The sequence below is a fragment of the Pseudomonas sp. FSL L8-0168 genome (assembly GCF_037976155.1).
GTDB lineage: Bacteria > Pseudomonadota > Gammaproteobacteria > Pseudomonadales > Pseudomonadaceae > Aquipseudomonas > Aquipseudomonas paracarnis.
This window is the reverse complement of sequence record NZ_CP150262.1, coordinates 5,053,901-5,075,104: the sequence shown is the minus strand read 5'-3', so window position 1 is coordinate 5,075,104 and position 21,204 is coordinate 5,053,901. Positions and strand designations below refer to the sequence as shown.

24 protein-coding genes and 1 other RNA gene are annotated in these 21,204 nt (G+C 61.2%); 12 read left to right on the top strand and 13 right to left on the bottom strand.

What is annotated here, in order from left to right; translation table 11 throughout:
- Positions 1-210: 210 nt before the first annotated feature.
- Positions 211-1,188 (bottom strand): NADPH:quinone oxidoreductase family protein, encoded by a 978-nt coding sequence (locus MHH62_RS23440; protein WP_019817790.1) that lies wholly within the window; start codon positions 1,186-1,188, stop codon positions 211-213.
- Positions 1,189-1,338: 150 nt separating this feature from the next.
- On the opposite strand from MHH62_RS23440, the gene MHH62_RS23435 reads away from it, so the two are divergent.
- Positions 1,339-1,746: a flagellar basal body-associated protein FliL gene (locus tag MHH62_RS23435; RefSeq protein ID WP_014720413.1), complete on the top strand. Its 408-nt coding sequence runs from the start codon at positions 1,339-1,341 to the stop codon at positions 1,744-1,746.
- A 115-nt stretch (positions 1,747-1,861) separates the two neighbouring features.
- Here MHH62_RS23435 and MHH62_RS23430 read toward each other — a convergent pair whose 3' ends face one another.
- Positions 1,862-2,311, bottom strand: coding sequence for an EVE domain-containing protein (locus tag MHH62_RS23430; RefSeq protein WP_014720412.1), 450 nt, complete (start codon positions 2,309-2,311; stop codon positions 1,862-1,864).
- A gap of 195 nt (positions 2,312-2,506) precedes the next feature.
- Here MHH62_RS23430 and MHH62_RS23425 point away from each other — a divergent pair, with 195 nt between their 5' ends.
- Positions 2,507-2,656 carry a hypothetical protein gene (locus tag MHH62_RS23425; RefSeq protein ID WP_010207387.1) on the top strand — a complete coding sequence of 50 codons (150 nt, stop codon included), beginning with the start codon at positions 2,507-2,509 and terminating at the stop codon, positions 2,654-2,656.
- A 9-nt stretch (positions 2,657-2,665) separates the two neighbouring features.
- Here MHH62_RS23425 and MHH62_RS23420 read toward each other — a convergent pair whose 3' ends face one another.
- From MHH62_RS23420 to MHH62_RS23405, 4 genes are all read right to left on the bottom strand, one after another.
- Positions 2,666-3,298: a 5-formyltetrahydrofolate cyclo-ligase gene (locus MHH62_RS23420; RefSeq protein WP_014720411.1), complete on the bottom strand. Its 633-nt coding sequence runs from the start codon at positions 3,296-3,298 to the stop codon at positions 2,666-2,668.
- 58 nt (positions 3,299-3,356) lie between these two features.
- A non-coding RNA gene (gene ssrS, locus MHH62_RS23415) (6S RNA) lies at positions 3,357-3,535 on the bottom strand.
- A 30-nt stretch (positions 3,536-3,565) separates the two neighbouring features.
- Positions 3,566-3,883, bottom strand: a complete 318-nt coding sequence (locus MHH62_RS23410; RefSeq protein ID WP_014720410.1) for a cell division protein ZapA — start codon at positions 3,881-3,883, stop codon at positions 3,566-3,568.
- The gene (locus tag MHH62_RS23405; protein WP_003177365.1) at positions 3,880-4,089 is read right to left on the bottom strand and encodes a TIGR02449 family protein; all 210 of its coding nucleotides are present in this window, start codon (positions 4,087-4,089) and stop codon (positions 3,880-3,882) included. The genes MHH62_RS23410 and MHH62_RS23405 overlap by 4 nt, the downstream gene beginning before the upstream one ends.
- A 138-nt stretch (positions 4,090-4,227) precedes the next feature.
- Between MHH62_RS23405 and MHH62_RS23400 the strand changes: the two genes are divergently transcribed.
- The 9 genes from MHH62_RS23400 to gcvH all read left to right on the top strand — a co-directional run bounded on the left by MHH62_RS23400 (position 4,228) and on the right by gcvH (position 13,625).
- The gene (locus tag MHH62_RS23400; protein WP_014720409.1) at positions 4,228-4,785 is read left to right on the top strand and encodes a YecA family protein; all 558 of its coding nucleotides are present in this window, start codon (positions 4,228-4,230) and stop codon (positions 4,783-4,785) included.
- A 20-nt stretch (positions 4,786-4,805) separates the two neighbouring features.
- Entirely contained in the window at positions 4,806-6,128 is a 1,323-nt protein-coding gene (pepP, locus tag MHH62_RS23395; RefSeq protein WP_014720408.1) for a Xaa-Pro aminopeptidase, read from the top strand.
- Positions 6,125-7,312 carry a 2-octaprenyl-6-methoxyphenyl hydroxylase gene (gene ubiH, locus MHH62_RS23390; protein ID WP_339231997.1) on the top strand — a complete coding sequence of 396 codons (1,188 nt, stop codon included), beginning with the start codon at positions 6,125-6,127 and terminating at the stop codon, positions 7,310-7,312. The genes pepP and ubiH overlap by 4 nt, the downstream gene beginning before the upstream one ends.
- A complete protein-coding gene (locus MHH62_RS23385; RefSeq protein ID WP_019817788.1) occupies positions 7,305-7,790 on the top strand; it encodes a DUF4442 domain-containing protein in 486 nt (161 codons plus the stop codon). Before ubiH ends, MHH62_RS23385 begins: the two co-directional genes overlap by 8 nt.
- Positions 7,791-7,798: 8 nt before the next feature.
- Positions 7,799-9,016 (top strand): 2-octaprenyl-3-methyl-6-methoxy-1,4-benzoquinol hydroxylase, encoded by a 1,218-nt coding sequence (locus MHH62_RS23380; protein WP_175556219.1) that lies wholly within the window; start codon positions 7,799-7,801, stop codon positions 9,014-9,016.
- Between the two features lie 162 nt (positions 9,017-9,178).
- Positions 9,179-10,183, top strand: coding sequence for an extracellular solute-binding protein (locus MHH62_RS23375; RefSeq protein ID WP_339231995.1), 1,005 nt, complete (start codon positions 9,179-9,181; stop codon positions 10,181-10,183).
- A gap of 150 nt (positions 10,184-10,333) precedes the next feature.
- Positions 10,334-11,950, top strand: coding sequence for an iron ABC transporter permease (locus tag MHH62_RS23370; RefSeq protein WP_020301817.1), 1,617 nt, complete (start codon positions 10,334-10,336; stop codon positions 11,948-11,950).
- Between the two features lie 156 nt (positions 11,951-12,106).
- A complete protein-coding gene (gcvT, locus tag MHH62_RS23365; protein ID WP_003195295.1) occupies positions 12,107-13,189 on the top strand; it encodes a glycine cleavage system aminomethyltransferase GcvT in 1,083 nt (360 codons plus the stop codon).
- Between the two features lie 52 nt (positions 13,190-13,241).
- Positions 13,242-13,625: a glycine cleavage system protein GcvH gene (gene gcvH / locus MHH62_RS23360; RefSeq protein WP_020301818.1), complete on the top strand. Its 384-nt coding sequence runs from the start codon at positions 13,242-13,244 to the stop codon at positions 13,623-13,625.
- A 130-nt stretch (positions 13,626-13,755) separates the two neighbouring features.
- Here gcvH and MHH62_RS23355 read toward each other — a convergent pair whose 3' ends face one another.
- The 6 genes from MHH62_RS23355 to MHH62_RS23330 all read right to left on the bottom strand — a co-directional run bounded on the left by MHH62_RS23355 (position 13,756) and on the right by MHH62_RS23330 (position 19,012).
- A complete protein-coding gene (locus tag MHH62_RS23355; RefSeq protein WP_014720401.1) occupies positions 13,756-14,898 on the bottom strand; it encodes a DegT/DnrJ/EryC1/StrS aminotransferase family protein in 1,143 nt (380 codons plus the stop codon).
- Between the two features lie 164 nt (positions 14,899-15,062).
- On the bottom strand, positions 15,063-15,377 hold the full coding sequence (locus tag MHH62_RS23350) for a DUF2388 domain-containing protein (RefSeq protein WP_003176799.1): 315 nt from the start codon (positions 15,375-15,377) through the stop codon (positions 15,063-15,065).
- A gap of 68 nt (positions 15,378-15,445) precedes the next feature.
- A complete protein-coding gene (locus MHH62_RS23345) occupies positions 15,446-15,892 on the bottom strand; it encodes an NfeD family protein (protein WP_014720400.1) in 447 nt (148 codons plus the stop codon).
- 10 nt (positions 15,893-15,902) lie between these two features.
- The gene (locus MHH62_RS23340; protein WP_003195285.1) at positions 15,903-16,823 is read right to left on the bottom strand and encodes an SPFH domain-containing protein; all 921 of its coding nucleotides are present in this window, start codon (positions 16,821-16,823) and stop codon (positions 15,903-15,905) included.
- A gap of 76 nt (positions 16,824-16,899) precedes the next feature.
- The gene (locus MHH62_RS23335; RefSeq protein WP_339231992.1) at positions 16,900-18,594 is read right to left on the bottom strand and encodes a GspE/PulE family protein; all 1,695 of its coding nucleotides are present in this window, start codon (positions 18,592-18,594) and stop codon (positions 16,900-16,902) included.
- A gap of 79 nt (positions 18,595-18,673) precedes the next feature.
- Positions 18,674-19,012, bottom strand: a complete 339-nt coding sequence (locus MHH62_RS23330) for a hypothetical protein (RefSeq protein ID WP_032902253.1) — start codon at positions 19,010-19,012, stop codon at positions 18,674-18,676.
- 127 nt (positions 19,013-19,139) lie between these two features.
- Between MHH62_RS23330 and MHH62_RS23325 the strand changes: the two genes are divergently transcribed.
- Positions 19,140-19,610 (top strand): Lrp/AsnC family transcriptional regulator, encoded by a 471-nt coding sequence (locus MHH62_RS23325; protein ID WP_003195279.1) that lies wholly within the window; start codon positions 19,140-19,142, stop codon positions 19,608-19,610.
- Between the two features lie 72 nt (positions 19,611-19,682).
- Here MHH62_RS23325 and MHH62_RS23320 read toward each other — a convergent pair whose 3' ends face one another.
- Positions 19,683-21,050 carry a CYTH domain-containing protein gene (locus MHH62_RS23320; protein WP_020301821.1) on the bottom strand — a complete coding sequence of 456 codons (1,368 nt, stop codon included), beginning with the start codon at positions 21,048-21,050 and terminating at the stop codon, positions 19,683-19,685.
- Positions 21,051-21,204: the final 154 nt, after the last annotated feature.

Sequence of the window (21,204 nt, the reverse complement as noted above, 5' to 3'; positions counted from 1 at the left end):
GCAAACACAGGAAACGAGAGCAATTGCATGTTCTTTTACGAACATGTCGCCTATAGATAAGTGATGGTCGTGGTTAGGTCCTAAGACCGCGAAGTAACTACTGTGGGAGCTGGCTTGCCTGCGATAGCGGTGGGTCAGCTTCATCTGTAGCAGCTGACCCACCGCTATCGCAGGCAAGCCAGCTCCCACATGGATTGCATTTCAGGTGTGTTATCGGGTTTGGACAACTATTTTACCCACTGCCTTGCGCTGTCCCAGATCATTGATCGCCTGGGCGGCCTGTTCCAGCGGATACACCTGCGACACCAACGGCTTGAGCTTGCCCTCGCCATACCAGGTGAACAACTGCTGGAAATTCGCTGCATTGTCCTGCGGTTGGCGCTGGGCAAACGAACCCCAGAACACCCCGACCACCGCTGCGCCCTTGAGCAACGCCAGGTTCACCGGCAGTTCAGGAATACGCCCGCTGGCGAAACCCACCACCAACAGGCGCCCATTCCAGGCGATCGAACGAATGGCCTGGTCAAACAGGTCACCCCCCACCGGGTCGTAAATCACGTCAGCGCCATTGCCATCGGTCAGGCGCTTGACCTCATCCTTGAGGCTGGCTTCGCTGTAGTTGATCAGCTCATCGGCGCCGGCCGCCTTGGCCACTGCGAGCTTGTCGGCGCTGCTGGCGGCGGCAATCACCCGGGCGCCCATGGCCTTGCCGATCTCCACGGCGGCCAGGCCCACGCCGCCGGACGCGCCAAGCACCAGCAGGGTCTCGCCAGGTTGCAGGTTGGCGCGTTGTTTCAGCGCATGCATGGAGGTGCCGTAGGTCATGCTGAAGGCGGCGGCGGTGTTGAAATCCATGCTCGGCGGGATCGGCAGCACGTTATAGCCGGGCACCGCGACCTGCTCGGCAAAGCTGCCCCAGCCGGTCAGCGCCATCACACGGTCACCGACTTTCAGATGGCTGACTTTCTCACCCACTTCACTGACCACGCCTGCCGCTTCACCACCGGGTGAGAACGGAAAGGGCGGCTTGAACTGGTATTTGCCTTCGATGATCAGCGTGTCTGGGAAATTCACCCCGGCCGCGTGCACGTCCAACAGGATTTCGTTCTTCTTGATCGCGGGGCTGGCGATCTCTTCCAGCACCAGGGTTTCGGCGGGGCCGAAGGCTTTGCACAGCACAGCTTTCATCGGACTATTCCTTTTGGCGTCGTGGCCGATAAGTGTAGGAGGGTACGCCCGTGGGTCAACGAGCATGCCCGCGCCTGATAAGCCCCCATAAGCTTGTGCTCAGCCTTGCTAGCGTTATGCTACCCGGCAACCGAATTCGAGGAATGAACTGTGAAAGCGTGGATCCTGTTGATGCTGGCCCTGACCTTGCCGATGGCAGCCCAGGCCGAAGAGGCCAAAGAGGGCGAGGCGCCGAAGGTCAGCTATATCAGCCTGAGCCCGCCGTTCGTGGGCAATTACGGCCTGGATGGCACCGCCAAGCTCAAGGTCTACAAAGCCGACATTGCACTGCGCGTGACGGGTGATGAGGCGGCGAAGTTGGTCAAGGCCAACGACCCGTTGATTCGCAACCAACTGGTGGCGCTGTTTACCCAGCAGACCAACGAGACCATGAGCAGTGTGGAAGGCAAGGAAAAGCTGCGTCAGGAAGCGTTGAAGCAAACGCAGCAGGTGATGAATGATGAAACCGGCAAGCCAGTGGTAGAAGACCTGCTGTTCAACAACCTGATCATCCAGTAAGTCGCTGCGCGACTATCGCGGGCAAGCCCGCTCCCAGAGGGGTTCGCATTTCCAGTGTGGGAGCGGGCTTGCCCGCGAAGAGGCCCTGACAGGCACCGCAAGAAGCCAGTTTCAATTAAAGCAACTGGAGGACCGCTGCCCACTGCTCCGGTGTGACCGCCATGACCGAAAGCCGACTGCCCTTTTGCACCAGCGGCATTTCAGCCAGTGCAGTTTGCTGTTTTAGATAGCCGAGCCCCAGCACCTTGGAGAAGGTTTGCACATGTGCGACATCGATCGCGCTCCACGGGTTTTTCTCCGGGGTGGCCTTGGCGTCGAAATAGTGGCTTTCTGGTTCCAGCGCAGTGGGGTCCGGATAGGCGGCCCGGATGATTTTGCCGATGCCGGCAATCCCTGGCTCCGGGCAACTGGAGTGATAGAAAAAAAACTCGTCGCCCACGGCCATGGCGCGCAAAAAGTTGCGCGCCTGATAGTTGCGTACCCCGTCCCAGCGCGCTTCGCCGAGCTTTTCCAGGCCGTTGATGGAGAGTTCGTCGGGCTCGGATTTCATCAGCCAGTAGGCCATGGTTGGGCTCCTGAAAAAGGCATTGGGTAAGTTGTCGGGCAATTGCATGACAAACCGACAGTCGGTTGGCGTCAAGGTTTGCGTGTTGGTTCACGTTACCGCAGAATGCGCGCTTTTAAGCTTGACGCAGCTGCAACGGACTACTTTGGAACGTTGTTGTCATCGTGTACGAGGTGCCTGAAAGGGGGGCAATCGATGCAACGTAAGCCGGATTTACTATGGATTTTGGTTATTTTGTTTGGTCTGGGCGTCGTGACCACCGGTTATGCCCAGAGCCTGTGGTCGAACAAGACCGATGCACCGGTTGAACTGGCTCAGCAGCAGCCGCAACCGTTCAAGCGTTAACTCAAGCATTCACCAAGGCGCCGCTGTTTCCAGCGGCGTTTGTGCGACATACCACTGCTTATCAGTCACCGTCCCCGCCAACGGCACATCCCAGCTTGCCTGCGCCAGGCGTTCGACTTTCTGGCATTCATGGGCCAGCCCCAGCAGCGTTGGCTTGCGCCAGCTCTGGCGGCGGGCAAGATAGGCCAGGCTGCGATCGTAGAACCCGCCGCCCATGCCCAGGCGCCCACCCACATCATCGAACCCCACCAACGGCAACAACACCAGGTCCAGCGCCCAGACTTGGCGCTGGTGATGGGCATTGACCCGTGGCTCAAGGATGCGAAAGCGGTTGGGCAACAACCTATCCCCAGGGCGTACGCGCTGGAACACCATCTTGGTGCGCGGCCAGGCGCTGAGCACCGGCAGGTAAGTGGCTTTGCCGCGACGCTGGGCCGCACGCAGCAGCAGGCGCGGATCGATTTCACCGTCCGTGGGCAGATATAAAGAGATATGTTTGGCCCGGCGAAACAGCGGGTGCTGTGCCAGTTGCCGGTACAGACCCTGAGCGGCCTGGCGCTGCTCGCTTGGCGTGAGCGCGCGGCGGGCCTTGCGCAACATGCGTCGAAGTTGCGGACGGGAAAGCGGCGCAGGTTCGGTCATGATTTTTCGGCTCATAAAACAATGCCAGTCCGGGGACTGGCATTGAGTTTGGGAATTCAGGCTCCCCGACAGAGCCGCTGTCGACTTAGCCCTTGAACCCGAAAGTTCAAGGTGGAAGAAGCAGTAGGCTTTAAGGCTTTCCGTCTAGCGGACATGCACACCAGCCCAACGTGCAACTTCCAGGGTAGTGCGAATCGGCTCAGGGACATCGCCGACTGGCAAACACGCCAGGGAGTGGGGCGAGTATACCTTAAACCTGCTCGGCAATCAGCCCTTGGGTGTGTCTGAATCGGTGGAAAGCACCAGATCCACGCGATCGAGCAGGTCACGCACCTGCTCGCGCGTCGAGCCGCTGGCCTGTACGTCAGGGCGCTCCTGCTTATGCAGCAGGTCATGGGTGATATTCAGCGCGGCCATCACGGCGATGCGGTCGGCGCCGATCACTTTGCCGCTGCTGCGGATTTCGCGCATCTTGCCGTCCAGGTAGCGGGCAGCGCTCACCAGGTTGCTGCGTTCTTCCTGGGGGCAGATGATCGAATATTCTTTGTCGAGGATCTGCACGGTAACGCTATTGCTTGAACTCATGAGTCTTGCTCCAGGGCCTTCAGGCGCGAAATCATCGATTCGACCTTACGCCGGGCGATTTCGTTTTTTTCAATGAGGTGAGCGCGTTCCTCGCGCCAGGTCTTTTCCTGAGCTAATAGGAGTCCGTTTTGACTCTTAAGTTGCTCGACCCGATCAATTAGCAGTTCGAGTCTGGCCATCAGCGCTTGCAGGTCGGTGTCTTCCATTGGGTTCCACTGGATTTGTCTGATGAATGGCAACTGCAGGATAAACGATCTGACGCCCTCGATAGTCTTGGTGCGTCTGCCGGTGCTAGGATACAGCGCTCCATTCTAGACATTGCGCCGTCTGGCGCCTAGCTCACCATGCCCATTCAGAACTCCCCGTACGATGCTTTTTCCAAACTGCTGAGCGCCAGCGGCCATCCATGCTCGCCTGCTGAACTGCACGGCGTGCTGTTGGGCCGCAGTTGCACCGGTGTCGGCTTTGATGCCGACAACTGGCTGGCCGATGTGGCCGAGCTGCTGGAAACCGAACCCACCGACAATGTGCGCAACGCATTGATCGGCCTGCAAGAAATGGTCAAGGGCGAACTGACCGGTGATGACGTCACCGTGGTCCTGCTGCTGCCCACCGACGACGCCCCGCTGGCCGATCGCGCTGCCGCGCTGGGCCAATGGTGCCAGGGTTTCCTCCACGGTTTCGGCGTGAATGCCGGCGGCCTGGAGCTGAGCACCGACGCCAAGGAAGTGCTGCAGGACCTGGCGGCCATCTCCCAGGTGCAAGATGCCCTGGAAGAATCCGAAGACGGCGAAGGCGACTACATGGAAGTCATGGAGTACCTGCGCGTCGCGCCGCTGCTGCTGTTCACCGAGACCCGCAAGTCCGCTGAGCCCGCTGCTCCCAAGCCGTCGTTGCACTGAGAAAGGACACCCATCTGCCCATGATCCATATCCCCAAAGCGGAATACACCCGGCGCCGCAAGGCGCTCATGGCGCAGATGGAACCCAACAGCATCGCGATCCTGCCGGCCGCCGCCGTGGCCATCCGCAACCGCGATGTCGAGCATGTGTACCGCCAGGACAGCGATTTCCAGTACCTGAGCGGTTTCCCCGAGCCCGAAGCGGTGATCGTGCTGATGCCCGGTCGCCAGCACGGCGAGTACGTGCTGTTCTGCCGCGAGCGCAATGCCGAGCGCGAATTGTGGGACGGCCTGCGTGCGGGCACCGAGGGCGCGATTCGTGACTTTGGCGCGGATGACGCCTTCCCCATTACCGATATCGACGACATCCTGCCCGGCCTGATCGAAGGTCGCGACCGCGTGTACTCGGCCATGGGCAGCAATGCCGAGTTCGACCGGCACGTGATGGAGTGGATCAACGTGATCCGTTCCAAAGCACACCTGGGCGCCCAGCCGCCGAACGAATTCGTTGCCCTGGATCATTTGCTCCACGATATGCGCCTGTATAAATCGGCGGCAGAAGTGAAGGTGATGCGCGAGGCGGCGCGAATCTCCTGTGCGGCCCATGTGCGGGCGATGCAGGCCAGTCGTGCCGGCCTGCATGAGTTCAGCCTGGAAGCCGAGCTGGATTACGAGTTTCGCAAAGGCGGCGCGAAGATGCCGGCCTATGGCTCCATCGTCGCTGCTGGGCGCAACAGCTGCATCCTGCATTACCAGCAGAATGACGCGGTGCTCAAGGACGGCGACCTGGTGCTGATCGACGCCGGGTGTGAGATCGATTGCTACGCCAGCGATATCACCCGTACCTGGCCGGTCAACGGCAAGTTTTCGCCCGAGCAAAAGGCGATCTACGAGATTGTGCTGGCCTCCCAGGAAGCCGCCTTCAAGCAGATCGCGCCGAACAAACATTGGAACCAGGCCCACGAGGCGACCGTGCAGGTCATCACCGCCGGCCTGGTGAAGCTGGGGTTGTTGCAAGGTGACGTTGACGAACTGATCGCCAGCGAAGCCTACCGCGCCTTCTACATGCACCGTGCCGGCCACTGGCTGGGCATGGATGTGCATGATGTGGGCGAGTACAAAGTGGGCGGTGAATGGCGCGTGCTGGAAGTGGGCATGGCCTTGACCGTGGAGCCGGGTATCTATATTTCCCCGGACAACCAGACTGTGGCAAAGAAATGGCGTGGCATTGGCGTGCGCATCGAGGACGACGTGGTAGTGACCAAGCAAGGCTGTGAAATCCTGACCGGCGGCGTGCCCAAGACCGTTGCCGAGATCGAAGCGTTGATGGCGGCTGCCCGATGAGCCGGGTCAACCTGGCGATTGTCGGCGGCGGCCTGGTGGGGGCCAGCCTGGCCCTGGCGTTGCAAGCCGGGGCCAAGGCGCGGGGTTGGAAGATCGTGCTGATCGAACCCTTTGCACCGGGCGACAGCTACCAGCCGAGCTACGATGCGCGCTCTTCCGCGCTGTCGTTTGGCGCGCGCCAGATTTACCAGCGTCTGGGCCTGTGGCAGGCCATTTCCCGACGGGCGGAGCCGATCAAGCAGATCCATGTATCGGACCGTGGGCGCTTCTCCACCGCGCGTTTGTCCGCGATGGAGGAGGGCGTGCCAGCCCTGGGTTATGTGGTGGAAAACGCCTGGCTCGGCCAATGCCTGTGGCAAGGCTTGGACAAGGACGTGGTGAGTTGGCGTTGCCCGGCAGAAGTCACGCACATGGAGCCTCTGCCCGATGGCTATCGCCTGACCCTCAACGATGAAACCGTGCTGGAATGCGACCTTGCGGTACTGGCCGATGGCGGCCGTTCCGGCTTGCGTGAGCAGCTGGGCATCGGCGTGAAAACCCGGCCCTACAACCAGAGCGCGCTGATCGCCAACATCACGCCGAGCGAAGCGCACAATGGCGAGGCGTTCGAGCGCTTTACCGATGAAGGCCCCATGGCCTTGCTGCCGCTGCCGGACAACCGTTGCGCGCTGGTCTGGACCCGCATCGGCATGGACGCCCAGCGCTTGGCCAGCCTCGACGAGCGTAGCTTCCTGAGCGAACTTCAGGGTGTGTTCGGGTATCGCCTGGGCACCCTCAAGCAAGTGGGCGCCCGCCACCTGTACCCGTTGACCCTGGTGGAAGCCGAAGAGCAAGTGCGTTCGCACCTGGTGGTCCTCGGCAATGCCGCCCACAGCCTGCACCCGATTGCCGGGCAGGGGTTCAACCTGTCCCTGCGCGATGCCAATGCCTTGGCCGAAGCCCTGTTGGCCGGGCCTGCTGTGCCGGGTGACCTGGCGACCTTGCAAGGCTATCGCGAGCGCCAGCGCCTGGACCAGCAACTCACCGTAGGCTTCTCCGACCAGGTCACGCGCCTGTTTGGCAGTGCCCAACCGTTGATGGCGCTGGGCCGCAATATGGGCTTGCTTGGCCTCGACCTGTTACCACCGGCCAAACGCTGGTTCGCCCGTCAGGCCATGGGCCTGGGTACGCGTTCCGATGCGTAAGTGGCTAACCCAACGTGTGGGCAAGGCGCGGCTGTTGCGCTGGTTCCTCACCCTGTACCCGCCGTACCTCGGCGCCGGGGTGCGGGTGCAGGCATTGAGTGCCGATTTCCGACATGCCAAGGTGCGCATGGGCCTGGGTTGGTACAACCGCAATTACGTCGGTACGCAATTTGGCGGCAGCCTGTATTCGATGGTCGATCCGTTCTACATGTTGCTGTTGATCGAGAACCTGGGCCGCGACTACATCGTGTGGGACAAGGCTGCGAGTATCGACTTCATCTCGCCGGGCAAAGGCCCGGTGTATGCCGAATTCTCCATCGACGACGCTTTGCTCGATCAGATCCGGCGCCAGACTGAAGGTGGCGAGAAATATCTGCCCCACCTCAAAGTCGAGATTCATGACGGCTCCGGCACTCTGGTGGCGCGGGTCGACAAAACCCTTTATGTGCGGCGCAAGCCGCCAGCGAGACAGGCTTGAATATGGACATGCGCGCAGATGTGCTGATTGTCGGGGCCGGAATGGTCGGAAGCGCCCTGGCGCTGGCGTTGCAGGGCAGTGGCTTGCAAGTACTGCTGCTCGACGGCAGCCCGTTGAGCGTCAAGCCATTTGACCCGGCTGCGGCGTTTGAACCGCGGGTGAGCGCGTTGTCGGCGGCCAGCCAGCGCATTCTTGAGCGCCTGGGCGTGTGGGACGGTATCGTAGAGCGGCGTGCAAGCCCCTATGGCGAAATGCAGGTATGGGACGGCAGCGGCACCGGGCAGATCCACTTCTCGGCGGCCAGTGTGCATGCCGAGGTGCTTGGGCATATCGTCGAGAACCGCGTGGTGCAGGATGCCTTGCTCGATCGCCTGCATGACTGCGACCTCGGCCTGCTTGCCGGTGCGCGCCTGGAACAGATGCGCCGCTCCGGCGATGACTGGTTGCTGACCCTGGCCGACGGCCGCAAGCTGCGCGCGCCGCTGGTGGTGGCTGCCGACGGTGCCAACTCCGCCGTACGCCGCCTGACCGGTACACCTACCCGTGAATGGGATTACCTGCATAACGCCATCGTCACCAGCGTGCGCAGCAGTCAGCCGCACCAGCGTACCGCGTGGCAACGCTTCACCGACACCGGTCCGCTGGCGTTCCTGCCGCTGGTGCGCGATGGGCAGGAAGACTGGTGTTCGATAGTCTGGTCGACCACGCCCGCCGAATCCGAGCGTTTGATGGCGCTGGATGACGAAGGCTTCTGCCGTGAGCTGGAGCGTGCTTTCGAGGGGCGCCTGGGCACCGTGCTCAGTGCTGACCCGCGTGTGTGCGTACCGTTGCGCCAGCGCCATGCCAAACGCTATGTGGCCGAAGGCCTGGCATTGATCGGCGACGCCGCTCACGTCATCCACCCGTTGGCGGGGCAGGGCGTCAACCTGGGTTTGCTCGATGCAGCCGTGCTGGCCGAAGTGCTGTTGGCGGCGACCGAGCGCGGCGAGCGCCTGGCCGATGTGAAAGTGCTGAGCCGTTACGAGCGGCGCCGCATGCCCCATAACCTGGCGCTGATGGCGGCGATGGAAGGCTTTGAGCGCTTGTTCCAGGCCGATCAACTGCCGCTGCGCTGGTTGCGCAACGCGGGTTTGAAAATCGTCGACCAGATGCCCGAAGCCAAAGCCGTGTTTGTGCGCCAGGCACTCGGATTGACTGGCGATCTCCCCGAACTCGCCAAACCCTGAACTGACAATACAACCCTCTGTGGGAGCCGGGCTTGCCCGCGATGAGGCCGTCAGCTCCGGCGCATATTCTGGCTGTGCAACATCTGGTAACGCCTCCACCAAGCGTTACCAAATGTGAGTCCTTATCATTTGCCCTCCATTTGCAAATGAGAGACCGCACCCATGTTGGCACCCAAGCGCCTCCTGACTGCCCTGGCACTCACCCTGATCGGCAGCACCACCGTGCAGGCGGCCGACGAAGTCGTGGTCTACTCCTCGCGTATCGACGAACTGATCAAGCCTGTGTTCGACGCCTACACCAAAAAGACCGGCGTACAGGTCAAGTTCATCACCGACAAGGAAGCCCCGTTGATGCAGCGCATCAAGGCCGAGGGCGAGAACGCCACCGCCGACCTGCTGCTCACCGTTGACGCCGGCAACCTCTGGCAGGCCGAGCAGATGGGCATCCTGCAACCGTTCACCTCTCCTGTGATCGACAAGAATATTCCTCTGCAATACCGCTCATCGGCCCACGCCTGGACCGGTTTGAGCCTGCGGGCGCGAACGACCGCCTATTCCACCGACCGGGTAAAACCGGGCGACCTGACCACCTACGAAGCCCTGGCCGACAAGCAGTGGGAAGGCCGCCTGTGCCTGCGCACGGCGAAAAAAGTTTACAACCAGTCGCTGACCGCCACGTTGATCGAGACCCATGGCGCGGCCAAGACCGAAGAAATCATCAAGGGTTGGGTGAATAACCTCTCCACCGACGTGTTCTCCGATGACATCGCCGTGCTGGAGGCCATCAACGCCGGGCAGTGCGACGTGGGTATCGTCAACACCTATTACTACGGTCGCCTGCACAAGCAGAAGCCAGACCTGGCAGTGAAGTTGTTCTGGCCGAACCAGGGCGACCGCGGCGTGCATGTGAACCTCTCCGGCATCGGCCTGACCCAGCACGCACCACACCCGGAAGCGGCCAAGGCGCTGGTGGAGTGGATGACCACGCCTGAGGCGCAGAAGATCTTCGCCGACGTCAACCAGGAGTTCCCGGCCAACCCGGCGGTACCGCCATCGGCGGAAGTGGCGACCTGGGGCAAGTTCGTGGCCGATACCTTGCCAGTGGAAGTGGCAGGCAAGCGCCAGGCCGAAGCGATTCGCCTGATGGATCGCGCTGGCTGGAACTGAAGCTGCGCCGCTCGACTGTGGGAGCTGGCTTGCCCGCGATTGCATCACGTCGGTATCACTGATACACCGGGGTGCTTGTATCGCAGGCAAGCCAGCTCCCACATTGGTTAGTGGCCGCTTCAACATCTTTATTTTTCTGAGAGCTTTTCCTTGGCCCACCCCGCCCAACGTCGCTGGTACCTGCCGGTTTTCAGCGTCGCCGCCTTGGTGCTGTTGCCGCTGAGCGTGCTGCTGCTGTCCTGGCAAAGCATCGACCCGCAGATCTGGTCGCACCTCTGGGACACTCAGATGCCCCGCTTGCTGGGCAACACCTTGACCCTGGTGCTCGGTGTCGGCCTGGGCGTGACGCTGCTGGGCGTCAGCCTGGCCTGGCTGACCAGCCTGTGCGAGTTCCCCGGGCGGCGCTGGCTCGACTGGGCACTGATGTTGCCCTTTGCAATCCCTGCCTATGTGCTGGCCTTTGTGTTCGTGGGCCTGCTGGATTTCGCCGGTCCGGTGCAAACCCTGCTGCGCGAGTGGTTCGGCACCGGGCTGCGTTTGCCGCGGGTACGCTCTACCAGCGGCGTGGTCATTGTGTTGGTGCTGGTGTTCTACCCCTATGTCTACCTGCTGGCGCGCAGCGCGTTCCTGGCCCAGGGCAAAGGCTTGATGGAAGCGGCGCGGGTGCTGGGGCAATCGCCATGGCAAGCGTTCTGGCGTGTGGCATTGCCAATGGCGCGGCCAGCGATTGGTGCTGGTGTGGCCTTGGCGTTGATGGAGACACTCGCGGATTTTGGCGCGGTCTCGGTGTTCAATTTCGACACCTTCACCACCGCTATCTATAAAACCTGGTACGGCTTTTTCAGCCTGTCCAGTGCCGCGCAACTGGCGAGTCTGCTGCTGCTGGTAGTGATGTTGGTGCTGTATGGCGAGCGACGTGCGCGCGGGGCCAGTCGACCGAGCAATGAGCGCCCGCGGGGCAAGGCGTTGTACCACTTGCGCGGGTTCAAAGCCGTGGCGGCCAGTGCGTGGTGCAGCCTGGTCTTCGCTTGTGCGTTCGTGATTCCGATGCTGCAACTGGTGGCGTGGTTCTGGCAGCGTGGCCGCTTCGACCTGGATGAACGTTACACCGGGCTGATCGTGCATACCCTCTACCTGGGCGGTATCGCAGCCCTGATCACCGTCAGCGTCGCGCTGATACTGGCCTTTGCCAACCGTCTGGCGCCCACCCGGGCGATTCGCTCCGGTATCAGCCTGGCCAATGTCGGCTATGCCTTGCCAGGCTCGGTGCTGGCGGTGTCGATCATGCTGGCGTTCAGTTACCTGGACCGCGAGTTGGTGGTGCCGCTCTCCGGATGGCTGGGCGGGGCGGGCAAGCCTTTGCTGCTGGGCAGCCTGTCGGCACTGGTGCTGGCGTATCTGGTGCGGTTCCTGGCGGTGGCCTACGGGCCGCTGGAAAACAGCCTGGCGCGAATCCGTCCGTCTTTGCCCGAAGCGGCACGCAGCCTTGGGGTGAGCGGCCCACGACTGTTTTGCAAAGTGTATCTGCCGTTATTGCTGCCGGGCACGTTGAGCGCAGCGCTGCTGGTGTTCGTGGATGTGCTCAAGGAAATGCCGGCCACCTTGCTGATGCGCCCGTTTGGCTGGGACACCCTGGCGGTCCGCATCTTTGAAATGACCAGTGAAGGCGAATGGGCACGGGCGTCTTTGCCGGCGCTGACCCTTGTGCTGGTCGGCTTGTTGCCGGTCATCGGGCTGATTCGTCGCTCGGCTCGGCAAATCGGTTAGGTGCCAGTCCTACGGCTTGAGGCTACAATGCGCGGCATTCGGTGCGCTCCGTCTTTCGGATCGACCTGCTGTATGTGGCTGCGGGCCTTGTAGTACAAGGTGTTCGGCGCGCGTGGCAGCTCTGCGCGCCTTCGCCAAGCCCGGAAGGAGAAACCCATGGGACAGCGTACGCCTCTGTATGACCTGCATCTCGCCCTCGGCGCGAAAATGGTCGATTTTGGCGGTTGGGATATGCCTTTGCATTACGGCTCGCAAGTTGAAGAACACCACCAGGTGCGACGCGACTGCGGGGTCTTCGATGTATCTCATATGACCGTGATCGATGTCACCGGCCCCCAGGCCAAGGAATGGCTCCAGTACCTGCTGGCCAATGATGTCGACCGACTGCACGGCTGTGGCCGTGCGTTATACAGCGCCATGCTCAACGAGCAGGGCGGGGTGGTGGACGACATGATCGTCTACCGCACCGAAACCGGTTACCGCCTGGTGGTCAACGCCGCCACGCGCGATCAGGACATGGCCTGGATGCAGGCGCAACTGGGCAGCTACTCAGTGCAACTGCATGAGCGCTCCGAGTTGGCCATGCTCGCCATCCAAGGCCCCCACGCCCGGCAGAAAATCGCCGAACTGGTGACCCAGTCCCGTGGCATCCTGATCCATCAGCTCAAACCGTTCGAAGGCCGGGCCGATGGCGACTGGTATATCGCCCGCACCGGCTATACCGGCGAAGACGGCCTCGAAATCGTGCTGCCGGCCGATCAGGCACCGGGCTTTTTCAACGACCTGGTGGGCGCTGGCATTTCCCCCATCGGCCTCGGTGCGCGCGATACCTTGCGCCTGGAGGCCGGCATGAACCTGTATGGCCAGGATATTCACCAGGCCGTCTCGCCGCTGGCGGCCAACATGGCCTGGAGCATCGCCTGGGAACCTGTCGAGCGTAACTTCATTGGCCGCGCTGCGCTGGAAGCAGAAAAAGCAGCCGGCGTGCAGTTCAAACTGGTCGGGCTCGTCCTTGAAGAGCGTGGTGTGCTGCGTGCTCACCAAGTGGTTCGTATCGCCAATGTTGGCGAAGGAGAGATCACCAGTGGTAGTTTCTCGCCTACGCTAAGCAAATCCATTGCGCTGGCGCGTGTGCCGACGGCGACTGCCGACCGGGCCGAAGTGGAAATCCGCGGCAAGTGGTATCCGGTTCGAGTGGTCAAGCCGACCTTCGTGCGTCATGGCAAAACCCTGATCTAACCAATTTCGGCAGGCCAATGGCCGCTGACATTTCATCTTGAGGACACAGACTATGAGCAATATCCCTGCCGACCTGCGTTTTGCCGAAAGTCACGAATGGGCCCGTCTGGAAGCTGACGGCACCGTGACCGTCGGGATCTCCGACCATGCACAGGAAGCTTTGGGTGATGTGGTGTTTGTTGAACTGACCGAAGTGGGCAAGGTGTTTGCCGCTCAAGACCAGGCGGGCGTGGTGGAGTCGGTCAAGGCCGCTTCGGATATTTACTCGCCGATTGCGGGCGAAGTGCTTGCCGTCAACGAAGAATTGGGTGGCAGTCCTGAGCTGTTGAACTCTGACCCGTACGGCGCCTGGATCTTCAAGCTCAAGCCAAGCGACAAGGCCGAGCTGGACAAACTGCTGGATGCCGCCGGCTACAAAGCCGCGATCGGCGAATAAACGCAACAGCTGCAACAGCACACCTCAATGTGGGAGCTGGCTTGCCTGCGATTGGATCACCCGGGTATCACCGATACACCGAGGTGCCAGCATCGCAGGCAAGCCAGCTCCCACAGTTGATTTGTTGTGATCAGTCTTTTTTCAGTACGGCTTTAACCGCCGCTACAGCCCGCTCCACATCCGCCTCTGTCATCGCCGTGAACATCGGCAACGACACGATCAAACGCCCAACACGTTCGGCCACCGGGAACATGCCTTCCTTGAAACCCTGTGCCCGATAGAGGCTCAGCAGGTGGATCGGCGGGTAGTGATAGCCGATACCCACGCCGTGGGCCTGCATCTGCTCCATGAACGTCGCACGGGCTGGCAGGCCATCCTGGCGCTCCGGCAATACCAGTTGGAACAGGTGCCAGTTGCTGTTTTCGAAGTCGGCCGGCGGCAGTTGCGCGCCGTATTGGGCTTCGAAATTGCTGCCGAAGCATTTGAAGTAGTGCCGTGCCAGGTTCTGACGATGGGCGGTGATTTTCTCGATGTGCGCAAATTGCCCCAGGCCGATGGCGGCGGCAATGTCGGTCATGTTGAACTTGCCACCCAGCACATCCACATCCAGGCCATCGAAGCCGCTGCGGGTGACGCCTTGCAGGCGGTACTTCTCTGCCAGACGGGCCTCCTCGGCATTGTTCAACACCAGGCAGCCGCCTTCGGACGACGTAATGTTCTTGTTCGCCTGGAAGCTGAAGGACACGAAGTCGCCAGTTGCGCCGATGCGTTCTCCATCCCAGCTGGACCCCAGGGCCTGGGCAGCATCTTCGACAATGCGCAGGTTGTACTTGTTGGCCAGCGCGTAGAGCATCGGCATATCCAGGGGCAAGCCGGCCAGGTAGACCGGGATGATCGCCTTGGTGCGCGGAGTAATGGCGGCTTCCACCTGGGCCAGGTCGATATTGCGCGTCACCGGGTCGATGTCGGCGAAGACGGGAGTGGCACCCACTTCGAGAATCACGTTGGCCGTGGCAACCCAGGAGATTGGCGTGGTGATGACTTCATCCCCAGGCCCGATCCCGGCGATGCGCAAGGCGATCTCCATGGTGCAGGTGCCCGAGTTGAAGGTGCGCACCGGACGTCCGCCAAAATAGTCTGACAACTGTGCTTCGAACGCCTGCACCTTTGGCCCGCTGGTGATCCAGCCGGAACGCAGAACATCGCCGACCGCCGCGATGGTGGCTTCATCAATGGTCGGTTTGGAAAACGGCAGGAAGGGCTGTTGGCTCATGACGAAGAAGGCATCCGTTTCAGGTAGGCAATGAAAAATAGACGTGTCAGTAGGGCATGGTTGCACGCTGAGACTGAATATAGCCTGTCATCCATGAACGATTCGTCATGCAGCAGGCAAAAAAATGCCGCTTGAAAAAGCGGCATTTTTTATGAGGGCAGTTGTTACTCGGTTACAGCATTCTTCGCCAGGATGGCGTTAGCCAGTTCCATGTCGGTGGCTTGGAGGCCAGGGTTGTCGGCGCGGACCTTCTGCATGGCCGCTTCCAGGTACGGGCCGCGAATGCCGCCGTCGCTGGCGACGAAGCTGCCTGCGTCGTCCTGGGCGGCGACCACCAGCTTGTGGTCCTTGAACGTCAGGTAAGTCGAGCCAGTGGTGGCGCCCGACGAGATGACATTACGCCAGAAGCTATCGGCCATGGCTGAGCCGACAGGTAGGGAAAGCACAGCGAGGGTTGCGACAGCATATTTGAGACGCATGATGGGTGACTCCGGTGGGTTATCTGTACGTTTTGATTGTAGTTAACCCGATCCAGTTCCATCACTGACTAAACAGTTTCAACCTTTAAAATCACCCCATCCTGCCCAACCACGCGGACTTGAGCGCCCACGGGGGCGTCTGCACCGGTGACCATCCACACGCCATCGCCGACTTTGACCTTGCCGCGGCCATCCACTATGGCTTGATGCACCACGAAAGTGCGCCCGACCAACTCTGAACCGCGCTCGTTCAACCCCGGTTGATCGCTGGCCTTGGCACTGCTGCGTTGGCGTTTCCACCAGTACACGGCGGTCAGTATCGACAACACCGCAAACAGCAGCAGTTGCCATTCCAGCCCCAGCGGCGGGAACAGGAACTTGATCACGCCCACGGCTGCGGCGGCGATGCCCATCCAGAGCAGGTAGCCTCCGGCACCGAACACCTCGAGAATCAACAGCACGGTGCCTAGGGCTAACCAGTCCCAAAACGACAAATGCAGCAAAAAGTCCCACATGGTGTTGGCCTCAGCCTTTCTGGTTGCCGAAGGTTGCCTTGACGATTTCGCCGATACCGCCCACGGCGCCAATCACCTGGCTGGCTTCCAGCGGCATCAGGATGACCTTGCTGTTGTTGGCCGAGGCAAGCTTGCCCAGGGCGTCGATGTATTTTTGCGCGACGAAGTAGTTCACCGCCTGCACGTTGCCCGACGCAATGGCTTCGGACACCACTTGTGTCGCCCGCGCTTCGGCTTCGGCCTGGCGCTCGCGGGCCTCGGACTCCAGGAACGCTGCCTGGCGGCTGCCTTCGGCTTCAAGGATTTGCGCCTGCTTTTTGCCTTCCGCTGTCAGGATCGCCGACGCCCGCAGGCCTTCGGCTTCGAGGATCTGTGCGCGCTTGATCCGTTCGGCTTTCATTTGGCCGGACATGGCGGCCATCAGGTCGGCAGGCGGGCTGATATCCTTGATCTCGATACGGGTGATCTTGATGCCCCATGGCGCAGTGGCTTCATCCACGGTGCGCAGGAGTTTTTCGTTGATGCCGTCGCGCTGGCTCAGCATGGCGTCCAGTTCCATGGAGCCGAGTACGGTACGGATATTGGTCTGCAGCAGGTTGCGGATAGCATGTTCGAGGTTGTTGACCTCATAGGCGGCCTGGGCGGTGTTGACCACCTGGAAGAAGCACACGGCATCGATCTGCACGGTGGCATTGTCGGCGGTGATGACTTCTTGAGGCGGGATATCCAGCACGCTTTCCATCACGTTGATCTTGCGACCGATGCGGTCCATGACCGGGATGATGATATTCAGGCCGGGCTTGAGGGTGTTGGTGTAGCGGCCGAAACGCTCGACGGTCCATTGGTAGCCCTGGGGCACCACTTTGAACCCCATGAACAGGATGGCGATGGCCAAGCCCACGAAAAGAAGCAGTACGGTTCCGATCTGCATAGCGATTCCCTATCTGAAGGTGTCAGTGAATGACATTAGGCCGATTGTAACGGTCTGGTCACGGATAAGGACGGTTTCATGGCCCAACAAACAAAGGATTTGTTTCTGAATCCCCTGGCGTGACCCGCAACACCTCCGTCATCGTGGTCAGCCCGGCCTTCACTTTCTCGATGCCGGCCATGCGCAGGCTGCTCATGCCCTGCGCCAGTGCCCCACGGCGCAGGGCTTGTACGTCCGCGCCTGGAGTGACCAGCGCCTGGAGTGCCGAGTCCATGAGCATGATTTCATACAGTCCGGCCCGGCCTCGATAACCGCTGTCACGGCAGTGTGCACAGCCGACAGCTTCGTAGCCGCCATCGTCCTCCAGGCCCGCGGGGTGCTTGCAGTGGCTGCACAGAAGCCGCACCAGGCGCTGCGCCATCACACCTATGAGCGTGGCTTTGATCAAATAGTGAGCAATGCCCAGTTCCTGCAGACGGCTGATGGCACTGGGTGCATCGTTGGTGTGCAGGGTCGAGAGCACCAGGTGCCCGGTCAGCGCGGCCTGGATAGCCATCTCTGCGGTTTCCTGGTCGCGGATTTCGCCGATCATGATGATGTCCGGGTCTTGGCGCAGCAGGGCGCGGATGCCGCTGGCGAAGGTGAGGTCGATGTTGTGCTGGACCTGCATCTGGTTGAAGGCCGGCTCGACCATTTCAATCGGGTCTTCCACCGTGCACAGGTTGACCTCGCGGGTCGCCAGTTGCCTGAGGGTGGTGTAGAGGGTGCTGGTCTTGCCTGAGCCGGTCGGGCCTGTGACGAGGATGATGCCGTGGGTGCGTCGCGTCATGGCGTGCCAGCGTTGCTGGTCGGCGCTGGACAAACCCAACTGGTCGAAATCCTTGAGCAGCACCTGTGGGTCGAAAATTCGCATCACCAGTTTTTCGCCGAATGCCGTGGGGAGGGTGGAAAGCCGCAATTCCACTTCGACACCCGCAGGGTTCCTGGTCTTGACGCGGCCATCCTGGGGCTTGCGTTTTTCGGCCACGTTCATTCGCCCCAGGCTTTTCAGGCGGCTGACCACGGCCATGGTGACCTGCGGGGGAAATTGATAGACGTCATGCAGCAGCCCATCAATGCGAAAGCGCACCCGACCCTGGTCGCGGCAGGGCTCGATATGGATGTCGCTGGCTCGTTGGCCAAAGGCGTATTGCAGCAGCCAGTCGACGATGTTGACGATATGCGCGTCGTTGGCGTCCGGCTCCTTGTCGCTGGCGCCGAGGCTGAGCAAGTCGACATTGCCAGGCGCCGTCATTTTTTGATCCGCACCGCTGACGGACTTGGCCAAGCGGTAAAACTCGTTGATACAGCGCTGAATATCCTGAGGGTTGGCAACCACGCGCTTGATCGTGCGTTTGAGTACCTGGGACAGCCCGGCTTCCCAAGTGGTGATATGGGGTTGGGCACTGGCGACCGTCACGCTGTGGGCATCCACCGCGACTGCAAGAATGCCGTGGCGCTGAGCAAAGGCGTGGGACATCAAGGGCACCACGGCCGCCACATCAATCTTCAATGGGTCGATGCGCAGGTAAGGTTGGCCGACCTGCCGGGCCAGCCATTGAATCAAGATCTCCAGACAAGGGCCCTGGGCTGCGATGCATTCCAAGGGATGCTGGCTGCCGGACGCTGGCGCTACCTTTTGCGCCGCCTGCGCCGTGATCAACCCTTGCTCGACCAGCGCCGGCAACAATTGCTGCAGTTCCAAGAGGTGATCGTGAGCGGCGACGGGCATGCAGGTTTTCCTGGGGCGTGGGGGTAATCCCAGGCTAGCCAGCCGCTGAAGATCCTGCTGGCGCTTGTATTGCCGGTTTTTACTGCGCCATCGCCGGCAGCGCTTGAGGCCGCTCGGAATCAGCGGACCACAGTTCCAGGGTGCAGACGCTGATCAGGTTTTGAATCTTTTCACCGATCACCTGGGCGCGGTGCCAGCTCAGGCCGGTCATCACGATATCGATGCTCAGCAGGTCGGCTTCCCGGTTCATGCTGACCTGGGTGGGCGTGAGCAATTGCAGCGCGAAGTAGTTCAGCACCCGGCACAGCACGTCCGGTTCAGCCTCGGCGACGATGCGATAGTGCGCCTGGCAGTGGCTGCTATTGGCGGCCCACGCATCGACGCGGGTGGCGGGGTAGGCGGTTTCGACGGCATGCATGCTGACTCTCCAGTTTAGACTGGAGAAATTTTTACATTCGCCTGGGGAGATTTCTTATCTAAAATAAGCCTGTTTCGCGATAAATCGACCAGAACAATTCAAGATAAGCCTATTCATGGGTACTTTTATGCACAGTGAGTTGGACGCCTACGACCGCCGCATCCTGGCCTTGCTGCAAGAGGATGCCTCGCTCTCCAGTGCACAGATTGCCGAGCAGGTCGGCCTTTCGCAGTCGCCATGCTGGCGGCGTATTCAGCGGCTCAAGGAGGAGGGCGTGATCCGCGGCCAGGTCACCCTGCTGGACCGCAAGAAAATCGGGCTCAACACGCAGATTTTCGCCGAGGTCAAACTCAACGCCCACGGTCGCTCCAATTTCACTGAGTTCACCGAGGCGATTCGCGGTTTTCCGGAAGTGTTGGAGTGCTACGTGCTGATGGGGGCGGTGGATTTTCTGCTGCGTATCGTCACCTCGGATATCGAGGCGTACGAGCGGTTTTTCTTCGAGAAGTTGTCGATGGTGCCGGGGATCCAGGAGGTCAACTCGATTGTGGCGCTGTCGGAGATCAAGTCCACCACCAGCCTGCCAGTCTTGCGCTGACAGGGAGGGCCTCATCGCGGGCAGCCCGCTTCCACAGGAAATGTGGGAGCGGGCTTGCCCGCGATAGCGGTATTACAGGCGCAGAAGGGTCTTCCAGGCACGATTCTGATACACCGCAATCGCCTGATGCATACGCGCATCCAGGGATTCATCGGTAATCGGCTGGTTGGCCAGGTGCGCCAGCTTGTTCAGTTCGCCGTACAAACGGTCCAGCTCAGGAATGTCCACCACATGGCGCGCATGGTGCAGCCAGGCCTGGATGCGTTCGATACGCGGCAGTTGCTCGGCCAGATCTTCCGGCTGTTGCTGGTAGCGCTGCAGTTGCAGGGCGACGGCGTCGTCAGCCAACAGGCGTGGCAGCCAGTTGGTGATTTGCGCAGCGCCCTGGCGGTTGCCACGCACATTACGCTCGGCCGTCCAGGTGCGGGCCAGCAGCCAGCGCGAGAGGTTGAGTGAGAACAGGCCCCAGCGCACGTCTTGCAGCTCTTCGATGAACTGCTCGGGCGCGGCTTTGCGAATGTCTTCATCGTCGTCACCGGCCTGGACCAGCGGGCGCCAGTCTTCCAGCAACGCATCCAGGGCGCTGCGCAGTTCGCTGGTGGATTGGCGCGGCGCGGCCTGACCGAGGCTGCCGATCAGGGCGCGCAACTCGCCGAGGTTCTCGACCCAGTCCTGCAGCAGGCGCCAGTGGCCATTGAAGCGGTATTGCTCAGCCAGGCGCTGGCTGCTGCCCAGCAGGTGCCACAGGATCGCGGCGAAGGCGTCGTCCAATGGCATTTCGGCGTGGATCTGTGGCGCCGGCAGGCTCAGGGAGTAGCTGCTGGCGTCATACAGGCGATAGCCGCGTTCGGCCTTGCTGATGTCGCACGGCATCAGGGCCAGGGTTGCGGCCAGCTCGGCGGCCAGTTCCAGCAGGGCCGCCGGTTCGCCTTCGCGCAGTTCCAGTTCCAGCTCGCAGATTTCTTCTTTCTGCTTGCCGACCACCACATGGCCCAGGTCCAGGGCGGCTTCGATCACCACCTTGGCCTTGCCACGGCCCCAGGCGATCTCGGCGCGTTCACGCACGAAGTCGGTGGTGAAGATCGGCTTGAGGGTCTTTTTGTCCAGCTCGGCCAGTTGCTCGGGCCAGCACTCGCCATCGAGTTTCTTCACGTCGAGCTTGGCTTTGGGCAGGTCCCAGTTGTATTCGTTGCGTTCCGACAGGCCGGCGACGCTTTGGCCGCGGGTCTTGAGGGTCTGGATGATGTCGTCACCGTCCTTGCGCAGGCGCAGGGCAACCTTGGCCTGGGCCAGGTCACGCTCGGGGGTGTCGAAGTACTGGTTCATCAACTCACGGCGTTCCCAGCCACTTTTGTTGCGTTTTTTCAGTAACGGGTGCTCACGCAGCGCGGCGAGTGTTTCGCGGCTGACGCGTAGCTTGATTTCGGTTTCTTTCTGCATGGCCGGAAAATCCAGGATCGGGAGCGCAGCCGGGGAAAAGTGTGGCTGCCAAGGTCGTGCAGTGTACAGGACTGAGCCCGGCAACGTGCCGCAACGGTTTATTGTGTTGCGCAGATGCCTCTATAGTGAGGTTCATCCGGGAAGTTGGGAGACC

Bases quoted from the DNA above. Each gene is read 5' to 3' on its own strand.
- MHH62_RS23405 (WP_003177365.1), bottom strand. From the start codon at position 4,089: ATGGAAGACACCGACCTGCAAGCGCTGATGGCCAGACTCGAACTGCTA.
- MHH62_RS23430 (WP_014720412.1), bottom strand. From the start codon at position 2,311: ATGGCCTACTGGCTGATGAAATCCGAGCCCGACGAACTCTCCATCAAC.
- gcvT (WP_003195295.1), top strand. From the start codon at position 12,107: ATGGGACAGCGTACGCCTCTGTATGACCTGCATCTCGCCCTCGGCGCG.
- MHH62_RS23340 (WP_003195285.1), bottom strand. From the start codon at position 16,823: ATGCAGATCGGAACCGTACTGCTTCTTTTCGTGGGCTTGGCCATCGCC.
- MHH62_RS23355 (WP_014720401.1), bottom strand. From the start codon at position 14,898: ATGAGCCAACAGCCCTTCCTGCCGTTTTCCAAACCGACCATTGATGAA.
- MHH62_RS23335 (WP_339231992.1), bottom strand. From the start codon at position 18,594: ATGCCCGTCGCCGCTCACGATCACCTCTTGGAACTGCAGCAATTGTTG.
- MHH62_RS23385 (WP_019817788.1), top strand. From the start codon at position 7,305: ATGCGTAAGTGGCTAACCCAACGTGTGGGCAAGGCGCGGCTGTTGCGC.
- MHH62_RS23325 (WP_003195279.1), top strand. From the start codon at position 19,140: ATGCACAGTGAGTTGGACGCCTACGACCGCCGCATCCTGGCCTTGCTG.
- ubiH (WP_339231997.1), top strand. From the start codon at position 6,125: ATGAGCCGGGTCAACCTGGCGATTGTCGGCGGCGGCCTGGTGGGGGCC.
- MHH62_RS23345 (WP_014720400.1), bottom strand. From the start codon at position 15,892: ATGTGGGACTTTTTGCTGCATTTGTCGTTTTGGGACTGGTTAGCCCTA.
- MHH62_RS23420 (WP_014720411.1), bottom strand. From the start codon at position 3,298: ATGACCGAACCTGCGCCGCTTTCCCGTCCGCAACTTCGACGCATGTTG.
- MHH62_RS23330 (WP_032902253.1), bottom strand. From the start codon at position 19,012: ATGCATGCCGTCGAAACCGCCTACCCCGCCACCCGCGTCGATGCGTGG.
- MHH62_RS23320 (WP_020301821.1), bottom strand. From the start codon at position 21,050: ATGCAGAAAGAAACCGAAATCAAGCTACGCGTCAGCCGCGAAACACTC.
- MHH62_RS23410 (WP_014720410.1), bottom strand. From the start codon at position 3,883: ATGAGTTCAAGCAATAGCGTTACCGTGCAGATCCTCGACAAAGAATAT.
- gcvH (WP_020301818.1), top strand. From the start codon at position 13,242: ATGAGCAATATCCCTGCCGACCTGCGTTTTGCCGAAAGTCACGAATGG.
- MHH62_RS23400 (WP_014720409.1), top strand. From the start codon at position 4,228: ATGCCCATTCAGAACTCCCCGTACGATGCTTTTTCCAAACTGCTGAGC.
- MHH62_RS23380 (WP_175556219.1), top strand. From the start codon at position 7,799: ATGCGCGCAGATGTGCTGATTGTCGGGGCCGGAATGGTCGGAAGCGCC.
- MHH62_RS23440 (WP_019817790.1), bottom strand. From the start codon at position 1,188: ATGAAAGCTGTGCTGTGCAAAGCCTTCGGCCCCGCCGAAACCCTGGTG.
- MHH62_RS23425 (WP_010207387.1), top strand. From the start codon at position 2,507: ATGCAACGTAAGCCGGATTTACTATGGATTTTGGTTATTTTGTTTGGT.
- pepP (WP_014720408.1), top strand. From the start codon at position 4,806: ATGATCCATATCCCCAAAGCGGAATACACCCGGCGCCGCAAGGCGCTC.
- MHH62_RS23375 (WP_339231995.1), top strand. From the start codon at position 9,179: ATGTTGGCACCCAAGCGCCTCCTGACTGCCCTGGCACTCACCCTGATC.
- MHH62_RS23350 (WP_003176799.1), bottom strand. From the start codon at position 15,377: ATGCGTCTCAAATATGCTGTCGCAACCCTCGCTGTGCTTTCCCTACCT.